The organism is Arthrobacter sp. GMC3, from assembly GCF_002929305.1.
Lineage (GTDB): Bacteria > Actinomycetota > Actinomycetes > Actinomycetales > Micrococcaceae > Specibacter.
In genome coordinates this window covers 448480-462556 of sequence record NZ_PJIO01000001.1, presented here as the reverse complement: position 1 = coordinate 462556, position 14077 = coordinate 448480, and the positions used below count along the sequence as shown (strand labels likewise).

The window sequence follows — 14077 nt, the reverse complement described above, 5'->3', positions numbered from 1 at the left end:
GCTCTTTACCCTACGGGGTCAGAGCCTGCTCGATGGGCACGTCACCGTCGGTGAACTCGATGGTGCGCCCAATGGTGTCGGGCCTAGCCAGGACTGCGGCGGCCACGTAAGCCACATTGCCGCGTGAGGTGTTTCTGTGCGCCCTGTCCGGCGTTGTGGTGATGGTGCCCGACGGTGGGTCCAAGGTCAGAGCCCCAGGACCGAGGATGGTCCATTCCAGTGCGCTGCTGCGCAGGTGGTTATCCGCTGCCGCCTTCGCCTCCGCGTAGGCGAAGAAGCTGTCCTCCGGGGGAACCCCATGGTGGAGGCTGGCCCCCAGGTAGGACACCATGACGTAGCGGGGCACTCCTGCCGACACCGCCGCGTCCATGGAGCGGATGGCGGCGTCCCTGTCCACGGCGTAGGTGCGCTCGGGACTGCCACCCCCGGCGCCTGCGGAGAAGACGATGGCGTCGTGGCCGGCGAAGAGATCGGCCAGCTCGGCCTCGGAGGCGGTCACGACGTCGTGGACCACAGGTGTTGCTCCTGCCGCGGCAACGTCGTCAATCTGCGCGGCATTGCGAATCACGCTTGTCACTTCCGCGCCTGCCTCACGCAGCAAGGGTGCCAAGAGCAGCGCGATCTTGCCGTGCCCGCCAATAATGAGAATCCGTGGCATGCTGTGCCTCTTCTGTTCGGGGGTGGTGGGGCCCACGTTATCCCACCTCCCGCCCCGGCAACACCCTTGCGGCAGGCCGGAGGCACAGAAAAGCCCCCGGAATCTTGTGGATTCCGGGGGCTTTGTCTGTAGCGGCACCGAGACTCGATCTCGGGACCTCACGATTATGAGTCGTGCGGATAGTAGACTAGTACTAGAGAAAAACCCCGGAATCACGGGGAATTTCACCAGTGTCAGACCCCTATCCTAGGCTATCTTACGGTTACTAAGGGGGCACCAATGGGGGCACCAGGTAGGAAGTCATGAAGACAAAGGCAAGGGGCAAGGGTGAAGGTTCCATCACCGAAGACAGTAGGGGGTACTGGCGCGTCCGGCTGGAGCTTCCGCCGGACAGCAACGGCAATCGCAGGCGCAAAGACTTTCGACGCAAAAGCAAGGCCGCAGCACTCAAGGAAATGCGAAAGCTCCAAGCGGAGCTAGAAAAAACTGGGAACCTCGAAACCAGCAGTGTCAAACTTTCGGACTGGTCGGAGCACTGGCTGGCCGAGCGGGCGAAGAAGCTGGCTCCGAATACCGTCAGCGGGTATCGCGTCGCGTTCCGCGACTACATCAACCCGGCGTTGGGGAAGAAGCGCCTGGACAAACTCACGCCACTGGATGTGAGCAGGCTGCACAACTCGGTGATGGGTACACCCAAAGACAAGGCCATGCGGCAGTTGTCGGACCCGCCGGATGGCACCGAATACTTGTCAAGCACCTATGCGCTGCTAATCCACAATGCCCTATCCGGCGCGCTCAAGATGGCTAAGAGGCAAGGCAAGGTGAGTCGAAACGTGTGCGAGCTCGTTGACCGGCCAACGAAGCGGGCGACGAACGAGAAGGCGCTTACGGTTGACGAGGCCGTCACGCTGCTGTTGCACCTTGCCACTCACCCGAATGGGGCCATGTGGGCGAGCTACTTGCTGACGGGCGCGAGGCGAGGCGAGATCATTGGCCTGGAAGTTGACCGGGTTGGCGACATCCTGGATCTCTCATGGCAGATCCAGAGAGTGAAGGACATTGAATCAGCGCCGGCCGATTACGAGTACAGGCACATCGAGGGCAACCTTTACTTCACTCGGCCGAAGTCGAATGCCGGATGGCGCACTCCGCCTCTGGTGGAGCCGCTGGCAACGATCCTACGCCGGTACATTGGAGACCGCACCGAGGGGCTGGTTTTTCAGCGGGCCGGGCGACCGTGGGACCCTGCTGATGCGTCCAAGGAATGGAAGATTGTACTCAAAGAAGCTGGTCTGCCGGATGACGTGACGCTGCATGGCGCACGGCATACAGTAGTAGATCTTCTATATGAGGCCGAAGTCCCAGAGGCGGTCATCATGGAGATCGTAGGGCACTCATCTAGAGCGGTTACCCGCTCGTATCGTTCTCGCGGCAATCAGAAGATCGTTCGGGACGCCTTGGAAAGGATGAGCGGCCTGCTCTACGTCGAAGCCGTCTAGCCGCCACTCCCCTGAGCCCCGTCCACACCCAAGTGGGCGGGGCTTTTTGCTGCGTGGCCATATGTGGACTTCCGCAAGGTAGCCATCGAGGGTTTCCCTGTCGATGGCTACCTGTACTGTGCTGGCGGATGTGGCTCCTACACGAGAGCGGCCCGTTCATTGACGCCCCGGGGCCAGACAGTCAACACGCGTTAATTATGGAACGCGCAAAACCGCTTGGCAATACGTACGTGGGTACGTTCTTGACACGGAAACGGGACCGTCATCGCTGATGCCATCCTGAGTATCGACCGGGCATGCCGTGACTACGCCCTTAGTGGCGAAGTCACGAGCCGCATGGCTCCGGACTTTCGGCAGGCTCGTGAAGGGGTTGAACGTATTCTCGACGACCGATTGGTCCAGGTCTAGAATTAATGACACCCATCCCACCTCTGGTCTCACCTATGTGCCTGGAAAGAGTGACCTCTAATGGTCAAGAAAGCCGCGTCCCCAACGGATGAACAGATCCTAGCCATCGTGCAGGAAACGAAGGCGGACGGGATTTGGTGCGTCGTGTGCAGTAGCGACAAATACATTTTGATCGAACGGGCCCGATGGCGCCATCGCATTGCCGAAGGGTCCTGGGATGTCGACTACACCTGCACAAAGTGCGACAGCTTCTACGGGCACGTTGTCATGGAGTCTGTCGTTACTGCCGCTCTCATGGCGTCCATGGCGGCCGCTACTAACGACGCCCACTCGCCAGACACTCCACGGTGAACCAACGACTCCTTGCAGGGGTGGAATGCGTTGGTTTCATGCAGGGAGTTTCCGGACACCCACAATACCCGCTGCGATGGTTTGCCTAGAAACTCCCTGCATGCAGTTAGCCATGGTCGTTCGAAGCGCTGAAGCGATCACTACCGGGATCGCTTGCTTCGGCTCCACGGGCCAACGATCAAGATTCTACGACCCGTGACGGCCTAGATCAATGGGTAAGAATGAAAGTCGGCAACCACGAGCCAACCCACCATCTGCGGTCACAGAGGGCGTGGCTTCGTGCTGCCATTGAATGTCAGCCCCTCCACCTACAGTCCTTGCCATGGAGAGTATCGAGGTAACCACGGCGGCAGGCGCCCCCGCATCGTTCATCCGTGGCGGCAGGACGTGGCATGTGGCACCTGAGCCTGTGCGCTGGTACGAGCGCACCGACTGGTGGACCACGGCAACGCGCATGCCTAAGGGTGAGATGACCCTGATGGATATGGAGGTGTGGCGGGTGCAAGCCAGGATCGGACACAACCCACGCACGCCATTGGTGACTTTCGAACTGGTGCTTGGACTGGATCGCGTGTCATGGTCGGAGAGGTCCATGGATGCTGTTGCGGCGTAGGGGCTTGTGGAAGCTCCTCGGAAGGCGTAGACCGTAGGTATGGGCTCCGTTTATCCTCAGGTAAATGGGGCCCAACAATGTCCTGGCGCTGCGGCAGCAAATGAGTGTCAGAGCCTCGGTCTACGCTTTTCCCATGATCATCAAAGCCATCCTGGAAACCATCGAGACAGGCGCCGTCGAGGAAACGACTGTCGATTGCGCGGACTACACGGCGGGTTTCGCACAGCTACAGCGGACGGTTCCTAAGGGGATGCGGCTCGTGTCGGTGCGGCCGGAGCGTTAACGGCGCTGGCCCAAAATCTCTGCCCCGGAACTCTAGACTGCGCCGATTTCGCGTGTCTAAAATGATGCCACCAATTCCATTGCAGGTTCCATGCATCTGTTGTGAGAGGGTGACCTTGAATGTCTGAGCACGATTCTTCAAAGGTAAATGACCATGCCCCAGCCATCGCGCAGGGATCGATCGCCAATTTGATCTGGTGCGGGGTATGTGACAGCGACGAGTACGTGATCATTGAGCGGGCCCGTTGGTATCGCCTTGAGGGCGAGGGGTCTTGGGATATTGACTACACGTGCATGAACTGCGACAGCTTCTACGGTCATGTTGTGAAAGAGGCCGAAGTGACCAGGGCACTCATGGCGGCCATGGCTGTCGTCGCAGGCAACTAAGGGATCATACGCAGGCCAAGCGCCAACCGTTCAGGAAACGTTCAGATTTCTTTCCTAGGGTTGAAAGCGTACTAGTTGGATTCGAATTGAAGGAGGACCTTATGGGTCTCGGAGATAAGATCAGCAACAAAGCTCAGGAAGTAGCCGGTAAGGCGAAGGAAACCCTGGGAGATGCAACCAACAACGAAAAGCTTCAAGCCGAGGGCGTCGGAGATCAGGCCGCGGCGAAAGCAAAGCAGGCCGGCGAGCACGTCAAGGACGCCGCGAAGGATGTCTTCGGCAAATAGCGTTAAACACCAGAAGCGCCCCCACCTATGAAGGTGGGGGCGCTTCTTAGTGGGTGCTACTTGCCGTCGTCGCCGTAGATGGATTGGCGGTCCCGGCTCACAGCTTCGCGGTAGTCGCTAGTGAGCGGCGGGTCGGGCTCTGGCAAGGGTGGCTCCGGTAAGGGGTTGGGTGCTTTGCGGAGCCGCTGCAAGTAGCTGGCCAGAGCCACAAGGATGGACTTGATGATGAGCACCCCGACCGCGGCCCAGAACAGGGGTGAGGTCACGTCACCGCCGTCCAGCAGAAGGACTAGCCCCGCACCGATGGCAATGAGCGCGTCGGTTCCGAAGCCCTGCCATAAGGTTCGGAGGGCTCTCTGCCACGCGTCCGCGTGGTCCACCGATGCCACACGCCGGCCGGTCACTTGCCCACCTGCTGGTCCGTGACGGTCTTGATGGCGCGGACGTCCGGGCCGAGGTTTGCCATGATGTCCATGAAGCGGGCCTCCGTCTTGCCGTCGAAGGACTTGAACACGGTCCCGAGCTTGGGCACCTGCTTCATGTCGCTGCAGAGGTTCACGAAGTGGTCAATGGCGCGACCCTTTGTACCGTCCTTGAGTGTGATTGGGTGGGACCAAACCGCCTGGGCAATTTCTTCCGGTGATGCCATGTCATCCTCCTCGGATGGTGTTATTGGTGTGATGTTGGTGGCTTGGCCGGTGATCCCGTTCCAGTACCCGGCGCAGTACCGGGCCGGGTCTACGCGACCAAAGGTGCCATTGTTGACGGTCCAGCGGTCTGGAAGTGTTTCGAAGTGCAGGTGTGGGCCGAACGTGTTGACTTTGTCGCGGGTGTTGCCTGACAGCCCGATCACCTCGCCCTGCGTAACCCGGTCGCCGGAGATCAGGTCGGTGCGGTTGAGGTGGGCGTAGATGCTGATGACCGGGCCGTGGTCAATTACGACGACGATGCCAGCGAAGGATGGTTCCAACAGCCAAGGGTTGTCCCAGTACGCGCCGTCAAGCCAGCCAGCATGCAACACTGCCCCGGCAGCTATGGCCCGGATCGGTGTGTTCATGACGGTAAAAAAGTCAGTTCCGGTGTGCCCTCCGGCAGGATTGAAGCCGCCCGGGTCGGCCCCGAAGGCCTGACTTATGCCGGTACCTTCCGGGACCGGCCAAATGTAGTTGACCATGATGCCTCCTTAAATGAGTCAGCCACCCGTTGGGGTGGCTTGGTGCGGATTATCGCCAATGTATTTTCGGTGCATGTCGGTGAGCATCGGCATGAGCGGCTCGGTCTCCCTAATGTGGTCGGAGAGCGTGGTGCGTTCCGTGTCGAGGCCGTTTTCGATTCGTGCCACGGCGTCTTTGATGGACCCGCCATGGTTCGGTGTGGTCTCGTGGTGGATCGTAGCCACATGCTCTTTCAGGGTCACGTTCGTCTCCTCAAGCGAGGCCATGCGGTCTACGATCCCCGTACCCGGCCCATCGCCCACCAAGGCGTTCACAAGGGTGACTAGCTTGCTGACGAACGGCCACGATTTCAGGGCTGACCTCCCGAAAAGCCAGAGAATAAACAGGATGAATCCGACAGTCAGGAGACGGTCCGTAGCTATCAGGTTTGTGATCCATTCAGGCATTGGGCGGCTCCGGTGTTGACTCGACGGCAGGTACGTCAGGGGCTGGTGTCGCGGGTGGTGTGGCGATGAGTAGGGCGGTGATTTGTTGGACGATGGCATATGCGATCTCGTCAGGGATTTCACCGTTGAGGTCTACGCGGCGGCCAGGGAGTTGAATGCCAACATTTGCTTGGGCCATGGTGGCCTCCTATTTCCATTTGTCGATGACTACGCGGTGGGCGAAAGTTCTTACCGCGCCAGAGTTTTGCCTGATTTCAAAGCGGACTGCCCCACCAGATGGCAGGTAGATGGTCCGTTGTGCGCTGGCCCTCCACTCACCGGAAGGGTAGGGCGATTGGATGTACGAGACCCCCGTGGCAACGTTGACTAGTCCAGCCATCGGGAATGTGCCCATGGATGCGCCTGCGTCGCCCATGAAAAAGATTGTGTAGACCCCCGGGGTGAGGTTTACCTGGGATGCGGCGCCGATGGTGGCGAAGTCGTTGCCGGTGGTTTGTCCAACATCCGGGGTGAGGGTGACTCCGATTGGCGCCATTGCGTCGCTGCTTGGGAGAGGGCCGGTGGCGGTGAATTCTGCATGACGAACCCCGGTAGACACTTTGCTGTCGAGGGCGTCCTGCAGCCCGGTCACTTGGGCGATGGTGTGCGTGTGGACGGTAGCAGCTTTGCCCGCCAGTGCGGTTGCTGTCGGCGTACTGACCGGCTTGTTTGCGTCGCTGGTGTTGTCCACGTTGCCGAGTCCAACATCAGCCTTGCCAAGCACCACATCGCCGGTCTTCGTGTTGACCGACTTCACCGCGCCACCGACCGGAGCCCCGTTGACGGTGAACGCCCCGGCGATGTCCACGCCATCGGTCGCTGTTAGTTGCAGCTTGCCCGCAACCTTCGAGTCAATGGCTACAGCCTTGGCGCCGATCTTCGCGCCGAAGTCCAGTAGCCCGCCCTTGTCCAGGCAGACCCAGCTACTCGATGGATCCACAACCCGAGAGTTGAAGGACAGTACCGCGCCGGACTTGCTGACCCCGTTGGAATTCGAGCCGTCTGAAAGAGACAAGGTGATGTCATGGTCGGTTTCACGGCTCTGGTAGGTAGCTATCACCGCATCAGGGTTGGTGCTGACCCCGACGTTGCGCTTGAGCCCTATGAGCCCATCTTCGCCGTCAGAGTTTATGGTGGCGTCGTAGCGGACCGTTCTCAGCGCGGCGGACCATGGGGACATGGCGGACGATGACTGCTCTTTGATTGCAGTTGGCTGACCTTCGCTCTGTCGCCGCCCGCTTCGGCTGATTAGCCCGTCACCCTGGATAGTCCCCGTAAGGCGGGCAGTTTCCAAGATGCTTTTTGGTGTAGCGCCTTCCATGTAGATGCCCGGCTGTAGAAAGTCCGCACCAGTGTAGGTGTGGTGCGCGATCCGGTTGCCGAACTTCATCCGCGACGCGACCGGCGTTCCAAGGAACGGGTCAAGGCCTTGACCGACGATGACCATTTCGCCGTTGCCGGTCATCTCCTGTCCGCCGCCGTCTTCAATGCGCCAGATGCCGCCATCCTTGACGACACCGGACCCGCCGTTCATTACGGTGATGTCGCCGCCGTCAATATCCAGGCGGCCGCCTGCGCCAACAGTTGTGCTGCTGGTGTTTCGGGCCGATGTCGCTTGTTCCCTGCGTCGTTCTTCTTCTTCCCTTGCCCGTGCGGCTTGTCGTAGATCGAAAGAGCGGGGCGTCAGTGAATTGCTACCCATCGGGTACTCCGATCTTTGCCAGTACAGGCTTGTAAATGCCCGTCTCCGTGGTTAGCGACCAACCAACGACCGGCCAGACGACGTCACGCTTGAGCTGTGGAGTGTTGATAATTGCGCGGGCAGTGTTGCCCAAAGTGATTTCCCCCAGGCGGGTGAAGTCCTCGCGGCCTGTCGGGTTGCGGGCTGTCAGTTCAAGGACGTCTTGCCCGCCAAAAAGGTACGTAGCAAGGGCTTGGGCATGGGCATCAATGGTGGTCTGAACGGTCACGCCGGAGAAGGACTTGCGTTCTTCGGTGCGCGGCCAGCCAGCAGCTTCCCGTACCGTGTCGATGATCGGATCCGACATGACTTTGGACTCGCCTTCACCATCACCAATGGCCCGCACATGTGTTGCTGCGTCACCCTCATCCCAAGACTCTTGCGAATCAAAGTCAATGACGTTCTGCCCGGTCTCGAAAGTATGGGCCGGATTCTGGCTGCGGTTACCTAGATGCGGGTAGCCGGTGCGGGCGATCTTTCGTACCCACGTGTGCGCGTCATCGCCCCAGACCACATCAATGGTCCAGTCGAAACCATCCAGTACCGCGGCCAACTGATTCACCCGGTCATACACCCGGAAGTTCTCATCGTCGTTGTATGGACGATCCCGCAGCACACCAGTGTCAGGGCAGTCATAGTCAAGACCAATACCGCCTTCGGTCGTGGATTCCATAAGGGCCTGAAAAATGCGAGCCTGGTCCTTGCCCTGAAAGTTCAGTGTCGGCACATAGCGGCGAATAAAGTACGCCTCCACTGTCCGGAAAGGGAACTTGATCAGCGAGGCGTCCTTGCCAGTTCCCTGACGCCCGCGCCGCTGAGGGGCACCGGACCACACAATGTTGTCCCGATCATCCACCACCAGAACCAGGGACCGGCCGGGCAGGATTGCTTGCTCCCACGTGTCCGAAACCAGCCGTCCGCGCACATTAAAAAGAGGAAGGGCCAAAGACCCTTCCCCGTACATTTTCAGATACCTTGTCAGATCCGACGTGATCACCATGGGCAGCTCATCCAGCACCCGGCCAGAGACTAGCTCGCAAATAATGAAGCGATACGTTGGCCTGTCCACTAGAACCCCAAGCACTGGTACTGGATGTACAAGGTGGAGCCGGCAGGGACGCCGTTGGCCACGAACCTGATGCCTGCCCGGGATGTGCCGTCAGCAACCATGTTGAAATAGATTGGCTGCCCAGTGTCGTGCATACGCATCAGTGACGTGGAGACTAGCCGGTTAGGGAATGCTTCCGGGAAGGTGATGTAGCCAACCGATGAACCATCTAGGGTTACCTTCACTTCAAGGGACTTGAGAATCGGGACATTGCTGCCCTGCCCGATCTGGATGTTCAACCGTGGAACAATCGCCCACGTGTTCCCATCGCAGGCGAACATCTCACCGGAAAGATCGAGACGAATGCACTGGGCGCCAACCCACTTCGGAAGGCCGTTCATCTCCGTAGCGTCACGCACCATGATCGGCGCGCCGGACGCAGCAGTGACCGGTGGACGGGCTGTGATGACCGGGGATCCGCCACCCACCTTGGGGACATCCAAAGAACCCAGAGTGATCGCCAAGACAGGCTCGGCAGGATAGCCTCCACCACTAGCAGCCAACGCATTCGGGGCCCCGTCAATGATCCGCAACTGAGCCTTACGCCCAGCACCGCCGCCATTGTCCGGATCCAGAATTTCCAGCACGATCCGGTCACGGCGAGGGTTCGTTGCGTCCGCCGGCGTGAACGCACCAATGTTCGTAGCCGCTGCCACGCCACACAGGTAAGCGCCCTTCGATGAACCAATCACGGCACCGCCCGGGCCAACCATCACATTGCTACCAGCGAGCGTCACCACCAAATCGCGAGGATTCAGCACGCCTGTCCGCGACGTTCCAGCGGTCGCACCGCCCGCCAGCATGAAACCCTGATTGCGGCGCAACTCCTCGGAGTCATAGGGGTTCTGATTGATCCACGTAGGGTCAAGAGTCTGAACTGGTACAGCCACAGAGGCCTCCTTAGTAACTTGCGTCGGTCCAGAAGACCGTCATGTTTGCGAGTGGGTTGTACACGTCCGCGTCGAGAGATAGGACCATGCCAGCGCTGGCAGTGATCCACCGGCCACGCAGCGCATTGCGACGGCTGACAGTGGAGTTGAGCTTGATCGTGTGCGCGTCAAAATCGACGTCCAACCACTGGCCGACGTCCAGACTGATGTCCAGCGGCATACTGTTGCCGTCACGGTCACGAATCACCGGACCCACAATCGGGCCATTGATTCGCACCATCACAGGCGGCGGCGCATCACCCGTAGCGGTCACAGTCACCGAGCCATTGACCACCGTCGCGCCAATACTGAACGGGGCCGTAACGGGCAGTTGCAGGCCGCCCGACGTGGAAGGCAGAAATGCTGTTGCCGAGAACTGATACGGGGTAGAGCCGTCGCCGCCAAGCTTGCGCGGATCCGGGGCGATTAGCTGGATGTCGAACGTGAAGTATGTGGAACTAAGCTCCTTAATGAACGGCTTCCCGGCAACCCTGACCAACAAGTGGCTAACTTCCCCGAGGTCAGACATCGATAGTCGCTCAAAAGACTTGTATGGCAACTTCGACGCAAGCAGCGTGGCAGCCGCCAGGGCTACGTCCCGCGAGTCTCCTGAGATCCAACCTAGAAGGCGGATGGGGCGGGGCTCGCGATATGCCTGACCAGCCCATCCGCCGTCGCCAAAGGCGTTTTGAATAACTTCTCCTGTGGACCCTGATGGGGAAAGTAGGTCATCCAAGTTCTCGACGCGCCACGTAACACCCGACTCATCCACGCCCAACAGGTCAAGCCCATTCAGCGCCGCGCCCCGCCCTTCAACTACCTGCACTAGACTCCCTCCATTTCGCGCACAAATCCCATGAATGACCCTCGCGAAGTATCTGGTGCATTGAAATTGATGGACCGAGCCGCATGAACTGCCTCCGTCAACCTGTCTAGCGCCGCTGAGTCAATTCCAGAGGAACCGCTGGGCATGCGAATCGGCGCAGCAAATGACATGTTCAGCCCACCTTGAGGGAACGTCCCAGCATTGATGGCAGCAAGCTCGCGGTCGTACTTCTCGGATGAGCGACCGTTGATGATCCACTCACCCTTGTCTACCCATGAGGTAGGAATGCCGTCACGTCCGACGCCAAGAATCCCGTCAACCACATCAGTTCCGGGCCCGGACAGTGGCAACCGGCGTCCAGTAGAGGACTTCGGCAAGCGAGCGCCCGCCGCGTTCCCCGTCAGGCCACCAGCGCCGCCCTTGCCAGTGGAAATGCGCTCGTCAACTGTGATCGATGTGTACCGCGGGCGCGCAAGGTTGTTCAGCCAGTTCTCAGCCGTTTCCGTCTGAGCTTGGGCGATGATCTCAGCAAGGCGCTTCTTGCTTGCCACACCGTCAATCTTGTCTCCGGTCTCAACTGCGCCGGTTTCGGTGACCTTGATCTGACCGTTCGGGAGGTGCTCAACCTTGTAGCCGAGCAGTTCCAAGCCCTTGACGATGGCTGGTGACGCTGGCTCGTCAATAGTCACTGTCTTATCCGGGGTTGCCTGGATCGCCTTGTGAAGATCGTTGAGCTGCGTCATGGCGGCCTCGGATTGCAGCTTCACATCGGAAACGACCTCCTTTGGGATCAGCCCGTAGGCGTCGGCAAGCTTCCCCGCTTCGACCGTGCCAATGCCTGCTGCTTCCGCCTGGGCGATGAAATCAGACCGCAGACCGTCAACCGTCTTCCGCAGGGCTGTGCCGGATACATTGTTCTTCTGCTGGGCGTCGATGACTTGACGCGCAGAGGTTGCCGTTTCCAGCAGGGCGCTGGCGTTCTTCTTCTGCTCGTCCGTGTTGACGTTCAGGGACTGTGTCTCAACATTCCACATGTCAGCAGCTTGCGTGATCTGCTCCATTGACCGCTTCTTGGTCTCCGCGTAGCGCAGTTCAGCTTGGGCCTGTGAAAGTGTGGCGCCGGCGGCTTCTTGCTTCTTGGAGATGTTGGCTTCCAGTGCCGCAGTTTCAGACTCAATGGCGGACTTTGAGCCCTTGGTCTCCCAATTGAGATTCTTCTGGCCTTCAACAGCCTCATTGGTCGCGCCTGAGAACTTGTCGATTCCGTCCAAGGCATCGAGCGCAGCCTTGCCCACGTCCGTGTAGTAGCCAGACCCTCCGTAGCCTGCCGTGCGGTTGGCCTCGGCAATGCCCTTGATCTTGGCCCGCATTACATCGAATGCTGCGCCGCCTTCCAAGATCGCCTTGGTCATCTCGCCTTGAGAAAGCCCAAGCTGCTTCGAGAGCGTGATCATATCGAGCTTCGTATGCTTACCCTTTTCATCAGCAAGCTGCTGAGCAAGGATTTTCTGCACACTGTCATCCATGGCACCGTTGGACGCTTTTAGGGCCTCCGTCAATGACTGCACGGCCGCCTTGTGGCCTTCCGTCTTCGAGGCTGCCTCTGACTGGTACATAGCCAGCCCTCCGAGAGCTAGGCCAATGCCAGCGATAACCATGCCGATTGGGTTGGACATGAATGCCACTTTCATGGCCGTACCAAGAGCTGCGATGCTTGTCCCGGCCATGGCTGAGGTGACAGACATGACCGAGATTGCCCCGCCAGTTTCGGCGGCAACAGCCCTGGATGTCGCCATGGTGGCATTGAGTCCACTGAATGCTGCCCCAGTTGTTGAGAGCATTGCTGAGAGCGGTCCGCGCAAGGCGACGACGGCAGCAAACGCAAGCGCCGCAGCCAGGACAGGGGTGGGCAGTTTTGACACGGCAGAGGCAACGTCAGCCACAACCTGCGCCACTGGAACAAGTGCCCGAATAACCGACACTGCGGCGGTACCGAGGCCCTGGCCAAATTGAACTATTACCGGCGCCACGGCCAGCAGTAGATCGCGCAAGGCTGGGGCCAGCGTGACCAAGATTGCCGTAGCGGTGCTGATGAGCGCTTGTCCCGTTTGCTGCGCGATGGGAAGTAGCGGTGCCAGTGCCGCCGCGAAATCGCCAAAGGCGCTGCGTAGCTCTGGCGACAAGGCAATTAAGGCGACCATTCCGGCCGCCAAGGGGTTCACTGCAAGGCCAAGCTTCTGCAGAATAGGAATCTGGGTACCCATGGCGATAATTGCTGCCGTGATTGCACCCAGCACAGGACCGTTCTGAGCTAGTGCATCCAGTTGCCCATCAACCTTGGACACATCAAAGGAGTTGATTCCGTCTTTCATCCGGTGGATGGCAGGAAGCACCTGATCAAAGGCGGGCTTGAGGCGGTCCATCATGACCGCAACGAGCGGACCAGTCTTCGCCTCAGCGGCGCGCAGAGCATCAGCAAGTGAGTTGGCCCAGTCGAGGGCAAGTCCACCGCCAGCCTTGTGCACGAACGGCTCAGCGATGATGCTGGAAATATCGCGCCAAGCACCCTTGATTCGGTCAGTCGAGCCGACCCAAGTATCTTTCACACCAGCCGCGGCGCCAGCAAATGACTTCGACATCTGAGCTACCAGAACATCAATGGCCTCGCCAGCGTCCAAAGTTCCCTTGGTGACGGAGCTGCGAATCTGGCTTGCAGTCTTACCCATGCCATCACCAATGAGCTTGGCCGCATCGATCCCGCGCAAGCCAAGCTCATTCAAGGTGACAGCCGTGATTTTGCCAGTTGAGGTTACCTTGGCAAGTACGGACACGATCTCATTGATGTCCTGGGACCCGCCGCCAGACGCCGCGACGGCATCCTGAATTGCCGACAGGGTTGGGATGACCTTCTCAGCCTGCATACCAAAGGAAAGAAGCTGCTGCGTTCCCTGAATGAAAGCCTGGCGCGGGAAGGGTGAGGTCTTCGCGAACGCGGCAACCTGCTCCATCATCTGGGCGGCTGCTTCTGCGGATCCAAGAATGGTCTTGTAGCTGATCCGGGCAGTCTGCTCTAGCTGGTTGTAGGCGACACCTGTTTGCATGGCGTTCTTGAGAAGCGCCGCCCCGCCGACAAGAGCAGCCGCAGTGACGGCACCAACAGCCTTAGTGGTTGCGCCCAGGGCTGCGGCAGCGCGTGACCCAGCCTTCTCCCCGGCGTCACCAATCTGAGTTGTAGCCTGCGCGGCCTGCCCGGCCTTGTTCTTGTAGTCGCCAATCAGCAGATCAAGCCGAACCGATAGAGTCCTCTCGCTGGCAGACATTGCACCTC

The 14077-nt window shown here is 59.5% G+C and carries 16 protein-coding genes; 6 read left to right on the top strand and 10 right to left on the bottom strand.

The features are described 5' to 3' along the window. Nucleotides 1-10: 10 nt before the first annotated feature. Nucleotides 11-658: an SDR family oxidoreductase gene (locus tag CXQ94_RS02225; RefSeq protein ID WP_104086584.1), complete on the bottom strand. Its 648-nt coding sequence runs from the start codon at nt 656-658 to the stop codon at nt 11-13. A gap of 302 nt (nt 659-960) precedes the next feature. Between CXQ94_RS02225 and CXQ94_RS02220 the strand changes: the two genes are divergently transcribed. The 6 genes from CXQ94_RS02220 to CXQ94_RS02195 all read left to right on the top strand — a co-directional run bounded on the left by CXQ94_RS02220 (nt 961) and on the right by CXQ94_RS02195 (nt 4485). Further along, a complete protein-coding gene (locus CXQ94_RS02220; RefSeq protein WP_104086583.1) occupies nt 961-2157 on the top strand; it encodes a site-specific integrase in 1197 nt (398 codons plus the stop codon). 468 nt (nt 2158-2625) lie between these two features. After that, the gene (locus CXQ94_RS02215; protein ID WP_104086582.1) at nt 2626-2916 is read left to right on the top strand and encodes a hypothetical protein; all 291 of its coding nucleotides are present in this window, start codon (nt 2626-2628) and stop codon (nt 2914-2916) included. 322 nt (nt 2917-3238) lie between these two features. Next, nucleotides 3239-3529, top strand: coding sequence for a hypothetical protein (locus CXQ94_RS02210; RefSeq protein WP_104086581.1), 291 nt, complete (start codon nt 3239-3241; stop codon nt 3527-3529). Nucleotides 3530-3593: 64 nt separating this feature from the next. Then, nucleotides 3594-3812 (top strand): hypothetical protein, encoded by a 219-nt coding sequence (locus CXQ94_RS22420; protein WP_104086580.1) that lies wholly within the window; start codon nt 3594-3596, stop codon nt 3810-3812. A 119-nt stretch (nt 3813-3931) separates the two neighbouring features. Further along, complete coding sequence (locus CXQ94_RS02200) at nt 3932-4198, top strand: hypothetical protein (protein WP_104086579.1); 267 nt, start codon at nt 3932-3934, stop codon at nt 4196-4198. A gap of 101 nt (nt 4199-4299) precedes the next feature. Further along, nucleotides 4300-4485, top strand: coding sequence for a CsbD family protein (locus CXQ94_RS02195; RefSeq protein ID WP_104086578.1), 186 nt, complete (start codon nt 4300-4302; stop codon nt 4483-4485). A 56-nt stretch (nt 4486-4541) separates the two neighbouring features. On the opposite strand, the gene CXQ94_RS02190 is transcribed toward CXQ94_RS02195, so the two are convergent. Genes CXQ94_RS02190 through CXQ94_RS02150 form a run of 9 tightly spaced genes read right to left on the bottom strand, consistent with a single transcriptional unit; the run spans nt 4542 to nt 14069 of the window. Continuing rightward, nucleotides 4542-4889, bottom strand: coding sequence for a hypothetical protein (locus CXQ94_RS02190; protein ID WP_104086577.1), 348 nt, complete (start codon nt 4887-4889; stop codon nt 4542-4544). Then, a complete protein-coding gene (locus CXQ94_RS02185; protein ID WP_104086576.1) occupies nt 4886-5659 on the bottom strand; it encodes a M23 family metallopeptidase in 774 nt (257 codons plus the stop codon). The genes CXQ94_RS02190 and CXQ94_RS02185 overlap by 4 nt, the downstream gene beginning before the upstream one ends. Nucleotides 5660-5677: 18 nt before the next feature. Further along, nucleotides 5678-6106 carry a hypothetical protein gene (locus CXQ94_RS02180; protein WP_104086575.1) on the bottom strand — a complete coding sequence of 143 codons (429 nt, stop codon included), beginning with the start codon at nt 6104-6106 and terminating at the stop codon, nt 5678-5680. After that, nucleotides 6099-6284 carry a hypothetical protein gene (locus tag CXQ94_RS02175; RefSeq protein ID WP_104086574.1) on the bottom strand — a complete coding sequence of 62 codons (186 nt, stop codon included), beginning with the start codon at nt 6282-6284 and terminating at the stop codon, nt 6099-6101. The genes CXQ94_RS02180 and CXQ94_RS02175 overlap by 8 nt, the downstream gene beginning before the upstream one ends. 9 nt (nt 6285-6293) lie before the next feature. After that, nucleotides 6294-7847 (bottom strand): hypothetical protein, encoded by a 1554-nt coding sequence (locus CXQ94_RS02170; RefSeq protein ID WP_104086573.1) that lies wholly within the window; start codon nt 7845-7847, stop codon nt 6294-6296. Further along, complete coding sequence (locus CXQ94_RS02165; protein ID WP_181034042.1) at nt 7840-8955, bottom strand: hypothetical protein; 1116 nt, start codon at nt 8953-8955, stop codon at nt 7840-7842. Before CXQ94_RS02165 ends, CXQ94_RS02170 begins: the two co-directional genes overlap by 8 nt. Beyond that, nucleotides 8955-9884, bottom strand: coding sequence for a hypothetical protein (locus CXQ94_RS02160; protein ID WP_104086571.1), 930 nt, complete (start codon nt 9882-9884; stop codon nt 8955-8957). Before CXQ94_RS02160 ends, CXQ94_RS02165 begins: the two co-directional genes overlap by 1 nt. Before the next feature lie 10 nt (nt 9885-9894). Beyond that, on the bottom strand, nt 9895-10749 hold the full coding sequence (locus CXQ94_RS02155) for a hypothetical protein (RefSeq protein ID WP_104086570.1): 855 nt from the start codon (nt 10747-10749) through the stop codon (nt 9895-9897). Continuing rightward, entirely contained in the window at nt 10749-14069 is a 3321-nt protein-coding gene (locus CXQ94_RS02150; protein ID WP_104086569.1) for a tape measure protein, read from the bottom strand. The genes CXQ94_RS02155 and CXQ94_RS02150 overlap by 1 nt, the downstream gene beginning before the upstream one ends. Between the last annotated feature and the right edge of the window lie 8 nt (nt 14070-14077).

What these genes read in the sequence shown, in the direction of transcription:
- CXQ94_RS02210 (WP_104086581.1), top strand. Translation starts at nt 3,239, where the DNA reads ATGGAGAGTATCGAGGTAACCACGGCGGCAGGCGCCCCCGCATCGTTC.
- CXQ94_RS02170 (WP_104086573.1), bottom strand. Translation starts at nt 7,847, where the DNA reads ATGGGTAGCAATTCACTGACGCCCCGCTCTTTCGATCTACGACAAGCC.
- CXQ94_RS22420 (WP_104086580.1), top strand. Translation starts at nt 3,594, where the DNA reads ATGGGGCCCAACAATGTCCTGGCGCTGCGGCAGCAAATGAGTGTCAGA.
- CXQ94_RS02150 (WP_104086569.1), bottom strand. Translation starts at nt 14,069, where the DNA reads ATGTCTGCCAGCGAGAGGACTCTATCGGTTCGGCTTGATCTGCTGATT.
- CXQ94_RS02195 (WP_104086578.1), top strand. Translation starts at nt 4,300, where the DNA reads ATGGGTCTCGGAGATAAGATCAGCAACAAAGCTCAGGAAGTAGCCGGT.
- CXQ94_RS02185 (WP_104086576.1), bottom strand. Translation starts at nt 5,659, where the DNA reads ATGGTCAACTACATTTGGCCGGTCCCGGAAGGTACCGGCATAAGTCAG.
- CXQ94_RS02175 (WP_104086574.1), bottom strand. Translation starts at nt 6,284, where the DNA reads ATGGCCCAAGCAAATGTTGGCATTCAACTCCCTGGCCGCCGCGTAGAC.
- CXQ94_RS02215 (WP_104086582.1), top strand. Translation starts at nt 2,626, where the DNA reads ATGGTCAAGAAAGCCGCGTCCCCAACGGATGAACAGATCCTAGCCATC.
- CXQ94_RS02225 (WP_104086584.1), bottom strand. Translation starts at nt 658, where the DNA reads ATGCCACGGATTCTCATTATTGGCGGGCACGGCAAGATCGCGCTGCTC.
- CXQ94_RS02200 (WP_104086579.1), top strand. Translation starts at nt 3,932, where the DNA reads ATGTCTGAGCACGATTCTTCAAAGGTAAATGACCATGCCCCAGCCATC.
- CXQ94_RS02220 (WP_104086583.1), top strand. Translation starts at nt 961, where the DNA reads ATGAAGACAAAGGCAAGGGGCAAGGGTGAAGGTTCCATCACCGAAGAC.
- CXQ94_RS02180 (WP_104086575.1), bottom strand. Translation starts at nt 6,106, where the DNA reads ATGCCTGAATGGATCACAAACCTGATAGCTACGGACCGTCTCCTGACT.